This is a genomic window from Butyrivibrio sp. FCS014 (assembly GCF_000526935.1).
In the GTDB taxonomy this organism is placed as follows: domain Bacteria; phylum Bacillota; class Clostridia; order Lachnospirales; family Lachnospiraceae; genus Butyrivibrio.
Window position 1 is genome coordinate 361,128 of record NZ_JAHA01000008.1, and the last position, 20,684, is coordinate 381,811.

General features: G+C 48.4%; 14 protein-coding genes and 1 tRNA gene. 14 read left to right on the forward strand and 1 reads right to left on the reverse strand.

Annotated elements, in window-relative coordinates; genetic code table 11:
- Nucleotides 1-4: 4 nt before the first annotated feature.
- The 3 genes from T456_RS0110480 (at nucleotide 5) to T456_RS0110490 (ending at nucleotide 3,759) form a co-directional block, all read left to right on the forward strand.
- Nucleotides 5-559 (forward strand): M48 family metallopeptidase, encoded by a 555-nt coding sequence (locus T456_RS0110480; RefSeq protein WP_024866120.1) that lies wholly within the window; start codon nucleotides 5-7, stop codon nucleotides 557-559.
- Between the two features lie 172 nt (nucleotides 560-731).
- Entirely contained in the window at nucleotides 732-2,744 is a 2,013-nt protein-coding gene (locus tag T456_RS0110485) for a methyl-accepting chemotaxis protein (protein WP_024866121.1), read from the forward strand.
- Between the two features lie 13 nt (nucleotides 2,745-2,757).
- On the forward strand, nucleotides 2,758-3,759 hold the full coding sequence (locus T456_RS0110490) for a substrate-binding domain-containing protein (protein ID WP_035801796.1): 1,002 nt from the start codon (nucleotides 2,758-2,760) through the stop codon (nucleotides 3,757-3,759).
- A gap of 102 nt (nucleotides 3,760-3,861) precedes the next feature.
- On the opposite strand, the gene T456_RS0110495 is transcribed toward T456_RS0110490, so the two are convergent.
- Nucleotides 3,862-3,934 (reverse strand) — tRNA-Lys (locus T456_RS0110495).
- A gap of 190 nt (nucleotides 3,935-4,124) precedes the next feature.
- Here T456_RS0110495 and T456_RS0110500 point away from each other — a divergent pair.
- The 11 genes from T456_RS0110500 (at nucleotide 4,125) to T456_RS19765 (ending at nucleotide 20,677) form a co-directional block, all read left to right on the forward strand.
- The gene (locus tag T456_RS0110500; RefSeq protein WP_024866123.1) at nucleotides 4,125-4,895 is read left to right on the forward strand and encodes a TatD family hydrolase; all 771 of its coding nucleotides are present in this window, start codon (nucleotides 4,125-4,127) and stop codon (nucleotides 4,893-4,895) included.
- Nucleotides 4,896-4,926: 31 nt separating this feature from the next.
- Nucleotides 4,927-5,805, forward strand: coding sequence for a 16S rRNA (adenine(1518)-N(6)/adenine(1519)-N(6))-dimethyltransferase RsmA (gene rsmA, locus T456_RS0110505; RefSeq protein ID WP_024866124.1), 879 nt, complete (start codon nucleotides 4,927-4,929; stop codon nucleotides 5,803-5,805).
- Between the two features lie 41 nt (nucleotides 5,806-5,846).
- Nucleotides 5,847-9,035, forward strand: a complete 3,189-nt coding sequence (locus T456_RS0110510) for a tetratricopeptide repeat protein (protein ID WP_024866125.1) — start codon at nucleotides 5,847-5,849, stop codon at nucleotides 9,033-9,035.
- A gap of 18 nt (nucleotides 9,036-9,053) precedes the next feature.
- Nucleotides 9,054-10,985, forward strand: coding sequence for a 1,4-alpha-glucan branching protein GlgB (gene glgB, locus T456_RS0110515; RefSeq protein ID WP_024866126.1), 1,932 nt, complete (start codon nucleotides 9,054-9,056; stop codon nucleotides 10,983-10,985).
- A gap of 179 nt (nucleotides 10,986-11,164) precedes the next feature.
- Nucleotides 11,165-14,248: a DUF6240 domain-containing protein gene (locus tag T456_RS0110520; RefSeq protein ID WP_024866127.1), complete on the forward strand. Its 3,084-nt coding sequence runs from the start codon at nucleotides 11,165-11,167 to the stop codon at nucleotides 14,246-14,248.
- 28 nt (nucleotides 14,249-14,276) lie between these two features.
- Entirely contained in the window at nucleotides 14,277-15,446 is a 1,170-nt protein-coding gene (locus tag T456_RS0110525) for a flagellin N-terminal helical domain-containing protein (protein ID WP_024866128.1), read from the forward strand.
- A gap of 26 nt (nucleotides 15,447-15,472) precedes the next feature.
- Complete coding sequence (locus T456_RS0110530) at nucleotides 15,473-15,949, forward strand: flagellar export chaperone FliS (RefSeq protein ID WP_024866129.1); 477 nt, start codon at nucleotides 15,473-15,475, stop codon at nucleotides 15,947-15,949.
- Between the two features lie 288 nt (nucleotides 15,950-16,237).
- The gene (locus T456_RS0110540) at nucleotides 16,238-17,278 is read left to right on the forward strand and encodes a hypothetical protein (RefSeq protein WP_024866130.1); all 1,041 of its coding nucleotides are present in this window, start codon (nucleotides 16,238-16,240) and stop codon (nucleotides 17,276-17,278) included.
- 1 nt (nucleotide 17,279) lies between these two features.
- Entirely contained in the window at nucleotides 17,280-18,515 is a 1,236-nt protein-coding gene (locus T456_RS0110545) for a CpaF family protein (RefSeq protein ID WP_024866131.1), read from the forward strand.
- A gap of 28 nt (nucleotides 18,516-18,543) precedes the next feature.
- Nucleotides 18,544-19,218 (forward strand): type II secretion system F family protein, encoded by a 675-nt coding sequence (locus T456_RS0110550; RefSeq protein WP_155838066.1) that lies wholly within the window; start codon nucleotides 18,544-18,546, stop codon nucleotides 19,216-19,218.
- A complete protein-coding gene (locus tag T456_RS19765; RefSeq protein ID WP_024866133.1) occupies nucleotides 19,211-20,677 on the forward strand; it encodes a type II secretion system F family protein in 1,467 nt (488 codons plus the stop codon). Before T456_RS0110550 ends, T456_RS19765 begins: the two co-directional genes overlap by 8 nt.
- Nucleotides 20,678-20,684 lie beyond the last annotated feature (7 nt).

The window sequence follows — 20,684 nt, forward strand, 5'->3', positions numbered from 1 at the left end:
AGCAATGCAGAAGATTCTTCTTAAGAGAAGCAACAGAAAAACCCTTTCGCTGGAGGTGACTCTGGATGGGCAGGTGATCGCAAGAGCACCCAGGAATATGCCTGTTGAGGAGATCAACCGCTTTATAGGAAGCAAGGCAGACTGGATTGAGAATAGTCTCTCCAGGATGGAAAAAAAGCGCCTGGAGGCGGATAGCAGCGGCAGTGAGCCACTTTCTTCGGGAGACATCAAGCTCCTTGCAGACAAGGCAAAACGGGTAATTCCTCCTAAAGTCCACAAATATGCGGCGATCATCGGTGTCACCTACGGCAGGATCACCATAAGGTTTCAGAAAAGCCGCTGGGGGAGCTGTTCGGGAAAAGGGAATCTGAATTTTAACTGTCTTCTCATGAAGGCCCCCGACGATATAGTGGATTATGTGGTGGTCCACGAGCTGTGCCACAGAAAGCACATGAATCACAGCCCCAGGTTCTGGGCAGAAGTTGAAAATATAATTCCCGATTACAGGGAAAAGAGACGCTGGCTTAAAGATCACGGTCAGGAGCTGGCAAGGAAGTAAGCTAGATATTGTGTACAATAAATTGTGTACACAATATCTATTTTTAATTATAAAATGTGTATAAATATTCACGACATGCAGTCTATTTATGTTCGCTAAATGCTATAATTATTCCATATAGGTATGCTTGTTTTTATCACTATTCAAAGTATAAACAGGAGAAAAAATGAGTATGAGCGAAGAGACAAAATCCACAAAAACTGCCCCAAGGAAAAAGACTAAGAAGATCAGTTCCAAACTGCTTACTTATATCTTACCTGTGGTAGTTGTCACTGTTCTGGCTCTCGTAGTTATCGCGGCAAATCTTTCAAAGAACAGAATGGAAGAGATGGCTACTGAGACACTGGAATCCTCGATCTCTAATCAGGCAGACAACATTGATGCCTGGCTGAAAGAAAATCTTGCATATTTCAGCACAGTCAAGTACATGCTTGAGAATCTGAATCCCCCGGAGTCGGAGATACCGACGATTCTGGATGCTTTCTATGGGTATAATTCCAATTCGCCCAAGGGCTTTTATATCGGAACAAGTGACGGTAAGCTCTACAAGGCTTCCGAGGCTGATTTCTCCGATAGTAATGTAACCGAAAGCACCTGGTTCAAACAGGGACTTTCAAGAATAGCCATGGCATACGGAACTGCATATACCAATGATCAGGGAGAGACTGTTATCTCAGCCACAGGTATCCTTAATGACGGCTCTGATAACATGAAAGTTCTTGGTGCCGATGTTACTCTTAACAAGATCAGTATCATCGTTAATTCCGGAGTAAAGATGGATGGAGCAAGTTCTTTCCTGGTTGATACCAATGATGATAAGATTCTTGCCCACAGAGAAGTCAGCATGGTGGGATCCACGATTTCAGATTCCAGCAGTGATCCCCTTCTTCAGGGAGCTGCACAGGCTATTCATGAAGGAAGCTTTAACAGCCGTGAGATCGCAGGTAATATGGTGGCTTTTGCTGAAGTACCCGGAACAGACTGGGTGCTTGTTTCCTATATTCCCATCCGTGTTATCCTCAGCACAGTTAATCAGATGGGTATGATCCTCTTTATGGTAGGTGGTATCGCCATTGTTCTGATCATCATCATCATCCTTTATGTTGTAAGAAAGGTAGTTGCTCCTCTTACACATATTTCTGAGAACATCACAGCCATGTCAGAGGGTGACTTTACCATTGAGGTTGACTCCTCAAGTGATGATGAGATCGGTGTAATGGGAAGCAGGGTAACAGATTTCGTTTCTTCAATGAGGAGTATGCTCTCTCATATCAGTCAGGAGTCCGAGAGGCTTCAGGGAGAGTCGGATAATTCAGACAGGGTATCCAAGACCATGTTTGAGGCATCCCAGTCTCAGGCTGAGGCCATGAAACAGCTGAATGAGACCGTAGACCAGCTGGCTACCGCCGTTAATGATATTGCGGCCAATGCCACCACTCTTGCGCAGGTTGTTGCAGATACCAGAGAGAACTCCGACAAGGCACATGAGAGCATGAAGGAGACGGTAGGCATTTCCCAGAAGGGCCGTGATGACATGGAGAAACTCAGCGTTGCCATGGCGGGTATCTCAGATGCCAACGAAAGTCTGGTTGAGTCCATAAATAAGGTAGGATCGGCATCCGAGGAGATCACAAACATTGTTGGAATGATCAGTGAGATTGCTGAAGAGACCAACCTCCTTTCACTCAATGCAAGTATCGAGGCTGCAAGAGCAGGTGAGGCAGGTAAGGGATTTGCGGTTGTTGCTACTCAGATTGCCAAACTGGCACAGACTTCTGCAGAGAGTGCTCAGAATATCTCCAACCTTATCGATGAGGTAAGAAAACTTATTGGAGATGCTGTCGGACAGGCCAACGCCAGTGCCGAGAGCATCCACCAGAACAGCGAACTTATCAGTGTTGCTGTGGATACCTTCGATCGTATCTATACAAATATTCAGGAATCCAACGGACTTATCGAGGCCATGATTGAGGATGTAGGAAAGGTTGATGATGTTGCCACCAATGTAGCTGCTATTTCCGAAGAGCAGGCTGCCAGCGCGGACGAGATCCTTGCCACATCAGAGAACATGGTTGAAATGGCCAACAATATTACTAAGAGCAGTCAGGATGTTGCGGACAATTCCCAGGAGCTTGCGGGAACATCCAAGACTCTTACATCCTATGTTCAGAAGTTTAAGATTTGAGGAGGCCAAGATTATGAAGAATAGATCATTAAAAAGAGCTATCACCTGCATTCTTATATGTGTCATGCTTGGAGTATCTGCCGCCGGCTGCGGAAGCAGTACCGGGGGAGGTTCAGGCGCTATTGACGGCTCCGGAGTAAAGGTTTTCTTTTCGACCATCACTCTTGATGACTTCAAAGAGCTGGTTATGAATTCGGTTATTGATGCCGGATCTAAGAGCGGTGTTACCGTTGATGTTGGAGAGCCCTGCGGATCTGTTGACGCTCAGGTTGCTCAGATTCGTGAAGCTTCCACCAAGGGGTATGACGCCATTATCTGTAACCCTGTTGATACTGAGACAGCCCTTCAGCTGGAAGTGGCAGCAGGTGACGTTCCGATCATCTTTACCAATTCGCAGCCGGATAAAGCCTATCTGGAAGCAGATAAATATATGTACGTAGGAAGTTATGAGAGAGATGCAGGATATTATCAGGCTGAATATGTATGGAATAAGCTGGGTAAGCCTTCACATCTTAATCTGGTTCTTTTCCAGGGTCAGCCCGGACACCCTGCCGCTATCGCAAGGACCAAGGCAATTAAGAGCTATTATAAGACAAACGGTATTGATGTTAACTTCGTATTCAACGACACAGCTTACTGGGATACCCAGAAGGCCTGCGATGAGTTTAAGATTTTCATAAAGACAGGACAGAGTTATGACGCTGTTATCTGTAATAACGATTCCATGGCTCTTGGAGTAGTTCAGGCTATGAACGAGCTTGGCATCGATCCGGCGGCAATCCCTGTTGTGGGCATCGACGCCACCGTTGACGGATGTAAGTCCATTCTTGAGGGCGGAATGCAGTTCACAGTATATCAGTCCGCTGTTGGTCAGGGAGCGTCCTGCATCGAGACTGCTATTGCCCTTGCCAAGAAAGGAACAGCAAAGGATGTTCAGTATGTTACTGAGGACGGACTCTATGTATGGGTTCCGTTTGCGCCGGTGGATAAGAGTAATGCGGCAAGCATAAACTGACTTTTTCTTTACGCAAGAAGAGCCACGCGAAAGCGTGGCTCATTTTTGCGTAAAGAAAAGTACCATCCCCACAGGATATACCTGCGAAAACAGTACTCGGCGTGCACCGCCAGGGTCTCGAACCCTGGACAACCTGATTAAGAGTCAGGTGCTCTACCAACTGAGCTAGCGGTGCGTTTATTTGAAGTCGTGTTCTTAACGACAAGTGATATCTTACTACGACCTGATATTAATTGCAAGCACTTTTTTGAAAAAAATTAAAAAAATTTTTTCTCTTCTAATTAAATGCGTTTTCAGTATCACTGTTTTATGTTACATTAAAATGTGTGAATATAGTAATAATGCGTAAAAGGAACTTGTAACAGATGATTTTTGATACCCATGCACATTATGACGATGAGGCCTTTGATGAGGACAGGATACAGCTTCTTGACTCAATGAAGGAGGCCGGGATCGGTACAATAGTAAATATAGGCGCCAACATGGCATCTTCCAGAGGAAGCCTTAAGCTGGCCCACGAATATGATTTTATTTATGCAGCTGTGGGAGTTCACCCCAGCGACTGCGCAGAGCTTGATGACGGCAAGATGCTGGAACTTAAGGAGCTTAGCGCTGACGAGAGGTGCGTTGCCATCGGTGAGATCGGACTTGATTATTACTGGCCCGAGCCAGACAGGGATCTTCAGAAGATGTGGTTCAGGAAACAGATAGCCCTGGCGAAGGGAGTTAAACTTCCCGTGGTCATCCACTCCAGGGACGCCGCAGCAGACACACTGGCAATCCTTAAAGAGGAGAATGCAGGAGTAAACGGCGGTGTTGTACACTGCTTTTCCTACTCGGCCGAGGTGGCAAAACAGTGCGTTGACATGGGATTTTTCATAGGAGTCGGCGGAGTCGTCACCTTCAAGAACGGGCGTAAGCTTAAGGAGACCGTGGACATCCTTCCCCTTGATAATATCATTATCGAGACCGATGCCCCGTATCTTGCACCCGCGCCCCACAGAGGAGAGCGCAACTGCTCATTGTATCTGCCACTGGTGGTTGAGACCATAGCGGACATCAAGGGTGTAAGCACAGAAGAAGTAATTCGTATCACGGAAGAAAACGCTAAGCGTATGTACAACATAGCCTCATAAGAGGTAATTAACGAAAAGACAGGAACAGTATATGGCATATCTTGGAAACAGCGCTCGGACAAAAGAGGTACTGGCTAAGTACAACATGAGCGCCAAGAAGAAATTCGGACAGAACTTCCTGATAGACGGAAATGTTCTGGAGAACATAGTGGAGGCAGCAGGAGTCACAGATGACGACTGCGTTCTGGAGATCGGACCGGGAATCGGGACACTGACCCAGTACCTGGCGGAAGCTGCAGGAAGAGTGGTGGCGGTTGAGATAGACAAGGGACTTATCCCGGTACTGGCCGATACCCTCTCTGAGTACAACAACGTGACGGTCATAAACGAGGACGTCCTGAAGGTTGATATTGCGGCCATTGCAGATGAGTACAACGGCGGAAGGCCCATGAAGGTCGTAGCTAACCTGCCTTACTACATAACAACCCCCATTATCATGAAGCTCTTTGAGAGCGGGGCTCCCATCGAGAGCATCACGGTAATGGTCCAGAAGGAGGTCGCCGACAGGATGACGGAGGGGCCGGGAAGTAAGGACTACGGCTCATTATCCCTGGCAGTTGGATTTTACGCCAAGGCAGAGCCTGTGTGCGATGTACCGCCAAGCTCATTTATCCCGCAGCCTAACGTGGGATCGGCGGTGGTAAGGCTTTCCAAATATGATGAGCCTAAGGTCAGTGTCGGGGACGCGGGCTTTATGTTTGAGATCATAAGAACAGCCTTCAATCAGAGGAGAAAAACTCTTTCGAATGCTCTGTCAAACAACCCTTCCATCGGGGTTTCCAGGCAGCAGGTGCAGGATGCGCTCACCAAAATGGGGATCAATGACAAGGCAAGGGGCGAAATCCTTACTCTTGAGCAGTTTGCAGGGCTTTCGGACATTTTACAAAGAGATAGTGCTATGATAAACTAACTACTAGATATAGTAGTAATAGCACCAAAGGGGTGGATATTTTGGATAAAGTTGAGTATAGAATCAGGGCCGACGAGATCAAGGCTTTGATCGGGGAAGGAAGATATGCCGAGGCAGTTAAGATCGCCGATACCATCGACTGGAAGCGTGTTAAGAGCGTCCAGATGCTGTGTACCATCAGTGATCTTTATAAGATAAACAGACGCTATACGGAGAGCCGTGACGTTCTTCTTATGGCTTACGACAGGCACCCTACAGGGAGGCTTATAGTTTACTCACTCTGCGAGCTGGCCATTAAGATGGGCGAGTTTGTTCAGGCTGTTGAGTATTACAAGGAATTCGTAAGAATAGCTCCCAGGGACACAGGAAGATACATACTTCAGTACAAGCTCTACGAAGCTCAGGAAGTAAGCCTTGAGGAGAGGATTGCAGTCCTTGAGGAGTTCAAGAAGCACGATTACCGTGAGAGATGGGCTTATGAACTTGCCTATCTTTACCACAGAGTCGGACTTACCACAGAGTGTGTAGAGGAATGTGATGAGATGTTTCTCTGGTTCGGAGAGGGCAGACATGTCATGAAGGCCCTGGAGCTCAAAGCTCTTCACGAGCCTCTTTCTCCCGAGCAGCAGGATCGCTATTTAAGATACAAGCAGGCTCATGGCGGTATAGTTGATGCCACCATCGTATCCGAGAAGGACGAGGTGGGCAAGGATGAGACCAGGACTGTAGAAATCAAGCAGCCCACCAAGGAGATGCCGCCTGTTACCGATGAGGTGATCGAGGCCTATAACAGAGGAGAGGTTCCTCAGGAAGAGGATCTTGGGGAGACCAGAGAGTTCAACCCTTCGGATTACCACAATGAAGCTGCAGGCCCTGAGCCTGAATTACAGGAGCAGCCCCGGGAGGAAGCACCGGCTGAGGAGGTTCCTTCAGAGGAGCCGCAGGAAGAACCTGCAAAGAGGGATCCTTACGAGATAGTTTACCCTCCCATCAGTGAGATAAAAGAGCCATCATTTGACGTTAGCTCTTTTAACACAACCAATCTGCAGGCAGCGCTGGCAGAAGGACTTCGCGAGGTTATAGGAAACGAGGAGTCGGACACCAAGACCTTTGAGCCTATCAAGGAAGAAGCTGCGCAGGGACTGGTTCAGCCCATCACCGAGGAGATATTCGAAGAGGATTCTGACAGCCTTACATCCGAAGATGTAGATGCCTATGCAGAAGATGAGGAATTACCGGAAGAAGAGGTGCCCGCAGATGAGCAGCTGCAGGAGGAGCCTCAGATTTCTGATGGTTCCATGCAGGAAGTATTTGCACATACCGATCCCAGGATGGGAATTGAGATAAAGTACGGCGGAAACGGACCTATTCTTGGAGAAGAGAAGGTTTCGGAAGCCGGGGAGACAGTGGAGCCAGAGATCGAGGAGCAGCCGGAGGAAGAACCTGTTCAGGAGACACTTCCCTTTGCTCAGCCTTCACCGGCATCTTACGCTGCGCAGCCCCTTGAAGAGGAGAAGCCCGGCGCTGTTATTCACCCCAACGCCAGCTATCAGATGCACAATCACTTTGAGAGCATGCTGTCTCAGGAGTACGACGGACAGATCAGTATGGCTGTAGAGCCTGAGCCTGCCGTTGAGAAGCAGATCACAGGGCAGATCAGTATTGCCGAGTACATGGCAAACTGGGAGCAGTTCAAGAAAGAACAGCAGCAGAAGCAGTTCGAGAGGATCAAACAGAGAGTTTCCGATGAGACCGGAGACATGTTTGCCGACTACGACGAGAAGACCAAGGCCGGCCTTCAGGAGAAGATAGAGAAGGCCATCAATGAGGCCATCAAGAAGGAACGTCATGAAAAAGCCTCAGGAAGAGGCGACTGGTCCGTCAAGCAGGAAGATGTCATCAACGCAGCTGTTGAGGAGGTAATGGATCAGGAAGGTCTTGCCCCTGCCGAGAGCTATGAAGATGAGCCGGAAGTTCCGGAAGAAGACATCATATACGAGGAGCAGGTTGAAACAAAGCAGGAAGAGCCCGTTGTTTTGGAAGAGCCTGCACCTGCAGAGCCTGTGGAGCCCCAGGAGAGCCTTGGAGATTTCCGTGAGGTTACCGATCCTGCCTACAGCATAGGAGAAGGAACAGACAATCCTGTGGTAAGCGCAGCCACATCGGAAGATGTAGCATACAGTCCTGCCCAGGAGGTTGAGGAGACTACAATAGAGGCCGGCGAAGCAGAAGATGACAATGATCTTGAGCCCGTCAGCGCTGAAGCCATGACAGCCAAGATTCCGCTTGAAGAAGCTGCTGCAGCCTTGGCAGCACAGGCAGGGCAGGATATCTCTGCAGTGACAGCCGCCAAAGAGGAGAAGCCTGCGGCGCCGGAGCAGCCTGTGAAGGAAGAAACCAAGCCTGAGAATAAGCCCGAGGCAAAGGCCTCCGAGAAGAAAAAGCACCATATCGGCAACAGAGAGCTGGAGGAGCGTGTTCGTACCATGACTCCCGAAGAGAAAGAGCTCTTTGGTCCGTATATCCATCATAAGAAATCCAGGAGACAGATCATCAATGCCATCGACAATATGAGCATGGATGCCTTCTCCGGCAATGCCATCGTAACCGGCGAGGAAGGCGCCGGAACCGTAAATCTGGCCAAGGGTCTTATCAAGGCCATGCAGGTTTCCGACTCCAACTTCAGCGGCAAGGTGGCCAAGATCACTGCCAACACCCTGAACAAGAAGAGCACAGCCGGCATCTTCGAGAAGCTGGCCAACGGTGCGCTTATTATCCAGAGAGCGGCAGACCTTGAGCCCGAGACCGTAAGCGAACTTCTTAAGATCCTCCAGGAGGAGAACAAAGGCCTTGTTATCGTAATGGAAGATACCAAGGAGGATATGGACAGATTCCTGGACAAGAACCCGTCCCTTAAGCAGAGCTTCAACGTAAGAGTAGATATTGAGGCGCTGGATGACGATTCTCTTGTGGCCTATGCAAGACAGTATGCCCTTGAGAGAGAATATGCCATCGACAATCTGGGAATACTGGCTCTTCACACCAGGATATCCGAGAGACAGACGCTGGATCACGACGTAACCGTATCCGAGGTAAAAGACATTGTGGATGATGCCATCTATTATGCGGAAAAAAAAAGCGTAGGCCATCTGGTTGATGTTTTAGTCAACAAAAGATACGATGAAAATGATATGATTATTCTTAGAGAAAAAGATTTCATGCATGACTAACTAATTTAAGGGGGCATCATGGCTAAAAAAGTATTTATTTCTGAGGATGACGAGTATTTATTCGGTCAGGGAACTCATTACGAAATTTATGAGAAACTCGGAGCTCATCCTTCTGAAGAGAAGGGCAAAAAAGGCTACTTCTTTGCGGTTTGGGCACCAAATGCGGCAGAAGTTCACGTAGTAGGTGACTTCAACGGCTGGGATCAGTATGCAAATCCCATGACAAGATCCAAGACAGGTAATATCTGGACCTGTTTCATTCCCGGAGTGGGAATAGGTGAGCTGTACAAGTATCTCATCACCGCCCAGGACGGAAGAAAGCTCTTTAAGGCAGATCCTTACGCCAACTACGCCGAGCTAAGACCCGGCAACGCATCAAGGACTACAGACCTCTCCGGATTTAAGTGGAGCGACCAGAAGTGGTACGAGAGCATCAAGGGCAAAGACATGAACCGCATGCCCATCGCCATTTACGAGTGTCACATCGGTTCCTGGATGAAACATCCCGACGGAACAGAGGATGGCTATTACACCTACAGGCAGTTTGCCGACAGGATTGTTGAATATCTCAAGGATATGAAGTACACCCATGTGGAGCTTATCGGAATCGCTGAGCATCCCTTCGACGGATCCTGGGGATATCAGGTAACAGGCTACTACGCTCCCACATCAAGATACGGAGAGCCCACGGACTTCATGTATCTTATAAATCAGCTGCACAAGCACGGGATCGGAGTAATCCTTGACTGGGTACCCGCTCACTTCTGTCCCGATGAGTTCGGACTTTCCTGCTTTGACGGAACCTGCATCTATGAGCATCCGGACCCAAGGAAGGGAGAACATCCCGACTGGGGTACCAAGATCTTCAATCTTGAAAAGCCCGAGGTCAAGAACTTCCTTATTGCAAATGCCCTTTACTGGATCCGCAAGTTCCATGTTGACGGCCTTAGAGTAGATGCCGTTGCTTCAATGCTTTATCTTGACTACGGCAAGAAGGACGGACAGTGGGTTGCCAACAAGTACGGCGGCAACGAGAACCTGGAGGCCATCGAGTTCTTCAAGCACTTTAACAGTGTCATCAGAGGAACCTATCCCGAGGTCCTTACCATTGCTGAAGAGTCCACAGCCTGGCCCAAGGTTACAGCTCCTCCGGAGGAGGACGGACTTGGTTTCGCCTTCAAGTGGAACATGGGCTGGATGCATGATTTCTGCGAATATATGAAGCTGGATCCCTACTTCAGACAGGGGGCTCATTATATGATGACCTTCGCCATGAGCTACAACAGCTCCGAGAATTATATTCTCCCGCTGTCTCACGACGAGGTAGTACATCTTAAGTGCTCCATGGTGGAGAAGATGCCCGGCTACAAGGTAGATAAATACGCTAATCTCCGCGTAGGCTATACATACATGTTCGGTCACTCCGGCAAGAAGCTTCTGTTCATGGGACAGGACTTCGGTCAGGAGAGGGAGTGGAGCGAGAAGAGAGAGCTTGACTGGTTCCTTCTTGAAGATCCTCTCAACAGAGGAATGAAGGATTATGTAGGCAAACTTCTCGAAATCTACAGGAAGTACCCTGCACTCTATGAAGTGGACAACGACTGGGGCGGATTTGAGTGGATCAACGCCGATGACAAGGAGCGCAGCACCTACAGCTTCTACAGAAGAGCCTCCAACGGCAAGGACAACATTCTGTTTGTCCTCAACATGACTCCCATGGAGCGCAAGGGATTTAAGGTGGGCGTACCTTTCGCAGGCACCTACACTCATATCCTGGACAGCGCCGATGAGAAATTCGGCGGAATGGGAAGCGGTGTTCCGGACAAGATCAAGGCAGAGAAAGGCCTTTGCGACTACAAGGATTACAGCATTACCTTTGATCTTCCCCCTTACGGAGCAGAGGTTTTCGTATTCCAGACACCAAAGTCAACAAAATCTAAAGAAAAATAAAATATACGCCGAAATAGAAGGTGATGGACAATGTTCCATCACCTTCTTGTGTTGTACAACACAAGAAGGAAAAAATGCGCACTCGCGCGAAATGTGTATGTTGCCGTTGGCAACCGCGCTCGGCGCGGGAATGCCGCAAGCGGCATTCTATTTGACGTTGATTATTAATGAGGAGCAGAATGAACATTAGCTTTCAGACCATTACAGGTCAAAAGACCCAGAACGAACCGATTCTTTCAGGCATGGATGCGGACGGAAGGATAGTGTCAGGACCCTCAAAAACAAATTTATCCGGAAAGGAAGGATACGCTGTAAACCTTGACGGAAGCGGCTTTTCCAGTGACGTATACGGAAAGCACGCAAGAAGCGCGGAAGATGTTTCCAGGATGGCTCAGGATACGGATGTCCTGACCAGACATAATTACATGGCTCTTTTATCAAACACCATGTCCCCGGAGGACTTTGCCAAGGCCGCCGAGGATGGTTTTGATATCAAAAATACTGACAGTGAAGAGACTGTCACCATAGTCGATAAGATCAAGAGCGTTCTTCTTGAGTCCGGCGTGGAGATTGTTGGCTACAACGATGACTTAAGTTTCGAGAAACTTTCGAAGATCACCGGAAGCGAAGGCTTTGCAAGATCTATCCAAAACAGCTTCAGACAGAATGACATCCCCCTTACATCAGATAATGTAAAGGCAGCAAATCAGGCCTATGAGCAGGTTGAAGAGCTAACAGGCCTTGACGACAGTGCTGTCAAATTTATGGTGCTCAATAACATGAGACCTACCATAGAGAACATTTACTTTGCATCCCACAGCACCAACGGCCAGAACGTGGCTGAGCGCGGCTTTTATGCCGAGGGCGGCTACTACGCCCAGAAGGCCGACAACATCCACTGGGATCAGCTTGTGCCCCAGATGGAAAAAGTCATCGGCGAAGCCGGCATGGATCCCAAGGATGCAGATAATATAGAAAATGCCAAATGGATGGTATCCCAGGGAATTCCCCTTACGCCCGAGAACATCACATCCCTGGAAACCATAAGAAGCGTTGAATTCCCCATCTCTTTCGAATTGGCAGCAGGCGCCACAGCTTCAGCCATTGCAGACGGGAAAAGAGCTGTGGAAGGAGATCTTTCTGATCCAGCCTCTAATCTTACGAAAGCCGCAAGGTATATTGAGGACGTAAAGAGCATCACCGACGAGAACATAAAGGACACTCTCTCGGAAGGAAAGATACTTAATATAAGAAACCTTACCTCAGAGTTCCATATGGCGGGAACTTTTGTGGAAGAGACAGACTCCAGGTTTGTGACCGCAAGGCTTCAGCTGGAGGAGGTCCGTCTTCAGATGACGGTGGAGGCCAACAAGCAACTTCTTGACAGCGGCTTCTCCATCGACACAGCCCCCATGGAAGACCTTATTGAGAGGCTTAAGACCACTCTTGGATATATGGGAGATGAGGCAGCAGGCAAGAGCGTCGACGAGATAACACAGGTGACTCCTGCCAATACAGCTGTCATTGCCAGAATGACCATGAGCAGGGTCAGCATTATAAAGGAAGGTCCTGCCGACGTAGTAGGAAAGCTCTCCGGAAGCTTTGAGAGCATGAGCCTGTTTAAGATAAGTACGGTTTCAGAGGAGATGACAACCCGCTTCAGACAGGCCGGAGAGGGCTATGAAAAGCTCATGACCGCTCCCAGGGCAGACCTTGGAGACAGCATTAAAAAGGCCTTCAGAAATGTGGATGACATCTTAAAGGATCTGGGAAAAGAGCTGTCGGATGAAAACAGACGCACCATAAGGATCCTCGGTTATAACAGAATGGAAGTAAGCGAGGAGAACTTCGAGAAGGTAAGAGCCCTCGACGTAAAACTCCAGGCCACTGTTGACAGGCTCAAACCCGGAGCAGTCCTCGATCTTATAAGAGAGGGCAAAAATCCCCTCTCCATGACAATTGAGGAGTTATCCCAGAGCCTTGACCAGGGCAGCGATTCCAAAGACAGGGAAAACAGCAAGGATAATGAAAAATACTCCAGGTTCCTGTATAAGCTGGAAAAGAAGGGCGACATCACAAAGGAAGAAAAAGCTTCCTTTATAGGAATATACAGACTTTTCCACACCCTTAAGACCACAGACTATCAGGCCATCGGATCTTTACTTAAGACAGGAAGAGACATGACCGTGGGAAATCTTCTTGATGCCACAAGAACCCAGAAGACATCAAGACGCGGAATGGACTACACTGTGGACGATGAGTTCGGCGGTCTTGGAACAGCCACAGATCCCGCCAACAGGATCGATAGTCAGATAAATACAGCCTTTACCTATTACAGAGCAAAGGCTCAGGTGGTATATGAGAACCTTGAACCTGAAAAGCTTGCAGCTGTAAAGCCTAATGAGCAGACTCTTTTGCCCGAGCTTGCTGATGAACTGGCAAAGGCCAAAGAAGATAAGGATCTAAGCAGAGAGTACTTAAAGCAGCAGCTTCAGACCATAAGGCAGACCGCTGCGCTTAAGGCAGCAGAGCCCGCCCTTGATGAGATGAAGGCAGCGGATATCCAGGTTACCTATAACAACCTTGAGGCCATGATCGAGAACAGAAGGGACCGCAGGAACGGCCACATCTGGGAGAAGGCAGGAACAAGGCAGGAGCAGAAAGAACTCATCGAAAAAATGGATGAGGATAATTATGAAGAAACTTACGTTAAGATTCTGGAGGATTTCTCCGATAAACTATCTGAAGAGATAATGACGGGCGATGACAACTATATCGACGTAAGGGCCATATCCCTGATGCAGAAGCAGCTCTCGGTAATGGGCGGCGGCGCAGAAAGCGGAAGTTTTGATCTTCCGGTGGAGATTGAGGGCCAGGTTATCTCAATGCATGTCACCTTAAATACTGAGGCGGCTACAGGTTCAAGGATGGACGCCAGTGTTCAGACAGATGAATACGGACTGCTTACCGCAAGTCTCTACATCGAGAGGCAGGTAATTAGAGGAATGATCACAACTTCCAACGGAAAGAGTCCCGAGATCGCTGAATATCTGGAAGATGTAAGAAACAGGATGTGTGAGGGCCTTGAGGGCAGCATAAAGGAAGCAAGCACGGACAGAGACAATATTGCGATCCTTTACCACACACAGTCATTACCTGCCCACGCAGGTGGAATGATTACAGATGCCACGGAAGGCAACAATGAAAAGACACAGACAAGAACACTTCTGACAATGGCTAAGGCTTTTATCGAAGCCCTGTAAATTCACCATGTGAAGAAATGAGGTAGGAATGAAGGTTAATTACAACGTATCCGCAATGATAGCAAACAACGCACTTCAGAGAAATGACACGCTTCTTTCGGAATCACTGGAGCGCTTATCCAGTGGCCTTAAGATTGCAAACGCCAAGGACAATCCCTCCGGCCTTGCAATGTCCAGAAGAATGAATTCCCAGATCGAAGGACTGGGAGTTGCCAATGACTCTTCCAATGATGCGATTTCAATAGTTCAGATAGCAGACGGATCCCTTTCCGAGATCCATGCTGTCCTTCAGAGAATGAGCGAGCTTGCTATCCAGGCCAGCAACGGAACCCTTGAGGACAGCGACAGAGAGGCCATTCAGGCTGAAGTAACCCTCCTTAAAGAGGAGCTTGAGAGAATGGCAAACACTACCGAGTTCAACGGACAGTGCATACTTGATGGCTCTTTTGACCTGAAAGGCTATGCTACGGTTGGAAGTGACCCCGACTCAGCAGTCACAGACCCCAAGATGCAGCTTCTTAGCTATTCAGATAATATCGAAGCCGGCAAGTACACCATCACAGGTATCGATGTGGATTATCTGCATGTTACAGGAACCACCGGCGTTGATAAGCAGGCCATCTTCTTCAGAAACGGCTCCGAGAACCAGATCAAGGTGTATCGCGACGGCAAGGAGTACATGCCCACCGGCGTTGCAACAATAAAAGAGGATGTCCTCACAATTTCCGACAATACCGGAAGAGAGATCAAGCTCCAGATCGACGAGCTTTTCAATGACACAGTGAACCTTGAGCTCACCGGCAAGGGAGCCATGACCATGCAGGTTGGCGCCAATGAAGGCCAGACCATGGACATCAGGATTCCCAAGGTAAATCTTCACGCCCTTGGTCTTTACAACCTTGACCTTGCAAATGTTCAGGGTGCAAAAGAGGGAATCGAGAGCATCAAGCAGGCAATCACTACAGTCAGCGGCATCAGAAGCAGACTTGGTGCTTACCAGAACAGACTTGAGCACACCGTAAGCAACCTGGACATCACCGTTGAGAACATGACCAGCGCTTATTCAAGAATCATGGACGTTGATATGGCAGAGGAAATGACCACCTACTCAACACAGCAGGTACTTTCCCAGGCGGGAACTTCCATGATGGCCCAGGCCAACGAGAGGCCTTCACAGGTTCTTCAGCTTCTGCAGTGATCATCTCTTTACCGGAGGATTAGCCCATGACACAGGAAAAGAAACAGGAATACACCCTCAGGATAACCCAGGCCAACAAAACTCAGATGATCACCATCATTTATGAAATGGTAATGGATTATCTTAACGATACAATAGATGCCCTTGCCCTCGGGAAAAGAGCCGACGCAGACCGCAGCATAGGATATGCCCAGAATTGTATCGACGAGCTTCTTCGCTCTTTGGATATGAGATACGAGCTTGCCAAGAACCTGCACAAGATCTACATTTTCTCCAAGAGAGAGCTCATGGTTGCAGGGGTAAAAGGCAACATCCACAGAGTCTGGAAGGTGCTTCAGAATTTTAAGCAGCTTCACAGCGCATATCTTGAGCTGGAGAAGGCAGACGAGAGCGCAAAGCTCATGGGAAATACCCAGACTGTTATTGCCGGCCTGACCTACGGAAGATTCAGCCTCAACGAGGATGTTACCGCGGTTTCCATGAACAGGGGACTTATGGCTTAAGAAAATCTTAAGATATTAATTTTTCAGGGCCTAAATTATTAATATGGAACACAAATAAACGACTTTGCGATAGCGGGGCGGAGACCATGAAGAAATTCAAGGTCCCCGGGCCCCGCTATTTTTGCGGGATTACTGCAGGTGCCCCGGGATGAGGAAAGCCGAAAACAAATTCTTAAGATTTGACCGGGAGGGAGGACTTTCCGGGGGTTTACAAAGTTTTTTCCCGGTGATAAATTCTTTTTCACGAGCTCGAAAAACAAAAAAAGGAGATGAGTTTTTTCGAAAAGAATGAAGAAGAATTACTTTGCCGTGTGCGACAGCAATGAGAAATACTGCCGGCGGCTTACGGAATACCTAAGAGACAATCTGGAATTTTCCTTTGATTATGTCTCTTTTACCGATGTGAAGATCATGGATGAGTTCTTTACAGGGCGAACCCCGGGACTTGTTCTTATCTCACGGGAGTGCCTCGCTTTGCTTGAGGAGCTGGGAAATATGGAGAAGTACCAAAACACCATAGTTCTTGACGAGGAGATGATGACAGAGGACCCCCAGCGCCTTGGCATAGTCCTTGATATGAAGAACAATCAAGGGCGCCTTGGAAAGTATCTTCCCGCCGGAAGGATCAAGGAGTCGGTCATCTGGTACTGCGCGGAATACCCCGACCGGTTCCGGGATATAGGACTTAAGCCGGGAACAGGACAATGTAGTGTCCACGGTTTTTACACTCCGCTTTCAAGATCCGGTCAGACCACCCTTGCCGGGAGAGTTGCCGAAGGCCTTTCCGAGGAAAGAAGGACGGTTCTTATCTGTCTTGATGCATATTCACCACTTACCAAAATGTTCGGGGGGGAACCCGAACTTGATATCACGGATCTTATTTTCTTAGACGATCTTAATCCGGGGAAATTTGCCCTCAATCTTGAGAGGGTAAAAAAGTCTGTCAATGCCCTGGATATCATTCCACCACCAAAAACCACAAAACAGTGCAGAGATATCGGCTACAGCCAGCTGATGGAGCTTATAGGCCATCTGTCCGGGGACTGCGGCTACAGAAATATTGTGATAGACCTTAAGGACGGTTCGGATGATCTTTTTGACATTCTTCGCTCCTGCGACAAGGTTTATACCGTCACAAGGCTCAATGACGATGATGAGTACAGAATGGACAGATACAAAAAGATCCTTCTGGAAAACGGCTATGAGGACGTTTTAAACAAAACCATAAAATGCTGCGTCCCCCACATCAAGAACAGCGAGTTCTATGATATGTGCGTAAGCAGCCTTGTGAGGGGAGTGGAAGTCCTTGATCCCTGGTTTGGAACATGATATGGACAGTTTAAGAAAATCCATCAAAGACAGGGTAATGGGGTCGATAGACTTTTACAGGGACATAAGCGATGGTGAGATGTATGAGCTTATCGACAGGGAGATGACACAGCTCCTTAGATATAAAACCTTCACCCTTGAACAGAAGAAGGCCCTTCGTACCGAAGTGTTTGATTCCATAAGAAAGCTTGATGTGCTTCAAAAGCTTCTTGATGACCCATCCATAACGGAGATCATGGTCAACGGCACCGACAATATCTTTATTGAAAAAGACGGAGCCATACAGAAGTCGGACCTTAGGTTTGATTCCCTGGAGAAGCTCGAGGATGTGATCCAGCAGATTGTCTCCTCCTGCAACAGGGTGGTAAACGAGGCCTCGCCCATAGTGGATGCAAGGCTTGGGGGCGGCGGAAACAGCCGTATAAATGTTGTTCTGCCCCCGGCGTCTTTGTCGGGCCCGGTCCTCACCATCAGAAGATTCCCCGAAAAACCCATAGATATGGACAGGCTTTTGGAGCTTGGATCCATATCGGAAGAACTTAAAAACTATATCGCCGCCCTGATCAGGGCAGGCTACAACATCTTTATTTCCGGTGGCACCGGTTCGGGCAAGACCACCTTTCTCAACGCTCTTTCGGATTTTATTCCCAAGGACCTAAGAGTCATAAGTATTGAAGACAATGCAGAGCTTCAGATAAGAGGAGTTCCAAACCTCGTACGGCTCGAGGCAAGAAACGCCAACGTGGAGGGCTGCAGGCCAATAACCATAAGGGACCTCATAAAGTCCTCCCTTCGAATGAGGCCGGACTGGATCATAGTCGGAGAAGTAAGGGGCGATGAATGCGTGGATATGCTTCAGGCCATGAACACCGGTCATATGGCAATGTCAACGGGTCACGCCAACAGCGCACAGGACATGCTCTCAAGAATAGAGACCATGGTGCTCATGGGGATCGAGATCCCTCTGCCGGCAGTACGAGGCCAGATAGCATCCGGCATCGACATAGTGATCCATCTGGGAAGACTAAGAGACAGGTCAAGAAAGGTCCTTGAAATCTGTGAGCTGGAAAAAGAGATCGATCCGGTAACCAGGAAGATTTCGGTAAACCCGCTGTTTAAGTTTGAGGAAACGGGAACGGAGGATGGAAGAATAAAAGGAGAATGGAGGAAAGTCGGTGAACTTAAAGGCACTGAGAAACTTGTGGCAGCAGGTATTAAGCTGCCGGCCTGCACTTAGTGACTGGCCCATATTTTTGCAGGGGGCGGTGATAGCTCTTTTGTTCGGAAGGCTGTTCTACGATTCCTGGCTGGCGGTGATGATTCTTTTGCCCATGATATTGCCCTGGTTTGTCCATGAAAAGAGCCTTCAAAGAAAGAGAAATACAAGGCTCATGGGAATACAGTTCAGAGATGCCGTAAGCAGTGTCCTCACCTCAATGAAGGCGGGGTACTCGGTGGAGAATGCATTTATCGCATCCTACCATGACATGGCACTTCTGTATGGCAAAAACAGTCTCATCTGCGGGGCTCTGGGAAAGATCCGTAAGGGCCTTGCCAATAATATTCCCATAGAAAAGCTCCTGTACGGGGTGGGAAAAGAATCCGGAAACCGGGACATCATGGATTTTGCCGAGGTTTTTGCGGTGGCCAAAAGAGGCGGCGGAAACCTGACGGAGATCATAGGAAGGACCATAGCTGTCATCTCTCAAAAGATGGACGTTGAAAAGGAGATTGATGTGCTCATCAGCGCAAAGCGTATGGAGGCAGGCATCATGAACCTGGTGCCCTTCTTCATAATCCTCTACATAAGCATTACAAGCAGGGGATTCTTTGAGCCCCTCTACCACAATCTTACCGGGATCATTTTGATGACTGTCTGTATGGGCCTTTACATCGGCGCATATCTTATGTCGGAAAGGATAGTGAACATAGATGTTTAAGCTTGCATATCTCTACGGAATCTTTCCGGTTTTGGTCTTTGTGCTTCTTTTCTTGTCAAAGGACCTGGAGCTTCCACCTGGAATGGAGGAAACCGGCATAAGCAGGGCATTTCTTAAGGCATCGCTCTATATATACCGGATGCTTAAGGGAAGGATAAAGAGCGTCTCCTCCGAGAAGATAAGGGTGTACCTAAGGACCCTGGAGCAGAGAAAGGACATGGAAAACGCAGAGGCGGAGTACTTTACAAGAAAGATAAGCATTGTGCTTATCATGGCTTTTGCAGGTAATCTGCTGGCTCTTTTTGCAAGCCTCGGGGCAGGAAGCGTAAGTCACTTTAACGAAGAGGGAGCGGTCAAAAGAGGCAGCTACCATGAGAGGGACTACGAAACCGTTCTTGTGGCAACGGACACTTCCGGCGAGGAGCTTGGGGAATTCGGGATGAATGTCGCGGCGAAGCGCTATACCTATGAGGAGGCTGACGCTCTTTTTGAAGAAGCCTTAGAGGAAATGGAAAGAACGGTTCTTGGAGAAAACGAAAACCTTGATAATGTGTCCATGGATCTTAATCTTACGGAAGAGCTTGAGGGCTATCCATTTGAGATTCACTGGAAGGTTGATAACTACGAGGTGATGGGACAGGAGGGAAATCTTAAGGAAGAAAATATTCCGGAGGAAGGATCTCCGGTGATGCTGACCGCGACCTTTAGCTATGGGGAATATGACTGGCAGCAGGTTCTCTACGCCAACGTCATGCCAAGGGTCCTTTCCCCGGGGGAGAAGGCGGTTAAGGAACTGAAAGAGCTCCTTAGCAAGGCAGACAGTGAATCAAGGACGAAGGAAGCCATACCGCTTCCCGAAAGCTATGAGGGCCGGGAGATAACCTGGAGCGAGAAAAAGACCGACAACAGTCTGCTCCTTCTGTTGCTGACGCTGATAGGGGGCGTCGCCTCCTACGTCTTAAAGGACAAGGAACTTAAAAAATCTCTGGAGGAGCGCCAGAAGCAGATGCTGGGAGACTATTCCCAGATGATTTCCTCCATAGTCCTTTACATGGAGGCGGGTATGACCATGCGCAACATCTTTGGCAAGCTGTCCTCCTCCTATCTTAGGGAAAAGAAAAATGGAGGCCCCGACAGATTTCTGTATGAGGAGATTCTTATGACTAACAGGGAGCTAGCTTCAGGAACTTCCGAAGCAAGTGCCTACGAACACTTCGGAGTAAGATGCGGAGGGCAGCAGTACACAAGGCTCTCAACGCTCCTTACCCAGAATCTTAAAAAAGGAAACAGAGAACTTCTGACTCTCCTTAGGGAGGAGTCGAAAAATGCCTTTCAGGCCAGGATGGACCGGGCAAGAAAGGCCGGGGAAGAAGCAGGAACAAAGCTTCTTCTTCCAATGATAATAATGCTGGTCATCGTGATGATCATAATCATGATACCTGCGTATTTGGCATTTTAACGGAGGA

Coding starts and splice junctions, on each gene's coding strand:
- T456_RS0110485 (WP_024866121.1), top strand. CDS start 732: ATGAGCGAAGAGACAAAATCCACAAAAACTGCCCCAAGGAAAAAGACT.
- T456_RS0110480 (WP_024866120.1), top strand. CDS start 5: ATGCAGAAGATTCTTCTTAAGAGAAGCAACAGAAAAACCCTTTCGCTG.
- glgB (WP_024866126.1), top strand. CDS start 9,054: ATGGCTAAAAAAGTATTTATTTCTGAGGATGACGAGTATTTATTCGGT.
- T456_RS0110540 (WP_024866130.1), top strand. CDS start 16,238: ATGAAGAAGAATTACTTTGCCGTGTGCGACAGCAATGAGAAATACTGC.
- rsmA (WP_024866124.1), top strand. CDS start 4,927: ATGGCATATCTTGGAAACAGCGCTCGGACAAAAGAGGTACTGGCTAAG.
- T456_RS0110525 (WP_024866128.1), top strand. CDS start 14,277: ATGAAGGTTAATTACAACGTATCCGCAATGATAGCAAACAACGCACTT.
- T456_RS0110490 (WP_035801796.1), top strand. CDS start 2,758: ATGAAGAATAGATCATTAAAAAGAGCTATCACCTGCATTCTTATATGT.
- T456_RS0110500 (WP_024866123.1), top strand. CDS start 4,125: ATGATTTTTGATACCCATGCACATTATGACGATGAGGCCTTTGATGAG.
- T456_RS19765 (WP_024866133.1), top strand. CDS start 19,211: ATGTTTAAGCTTGCATATCTCTACGGAATCTTTCCGGTTTTGGTCTTT.
- T456_RS0110530 (WP_024866129.1), top strand. CDS start 15,473: ATGACACAGGAAAAGAAACAGGAATACACCCTCAGGATAACCCAGGCC.
- T456_RS0110545 (WP_024866131.1), top strand. CDS start 17,280: ATGGACAGTTTAAGAAAATCCATCAAAGACAGGGTAATGGGGTCGATA.
- T456_RS0110520 (WP_024866127.1), top strand. CDS start 11,165: ATGAACATTAGCTTTCAGACCATTACAGGTCAAAAGACCCAGAACGAA.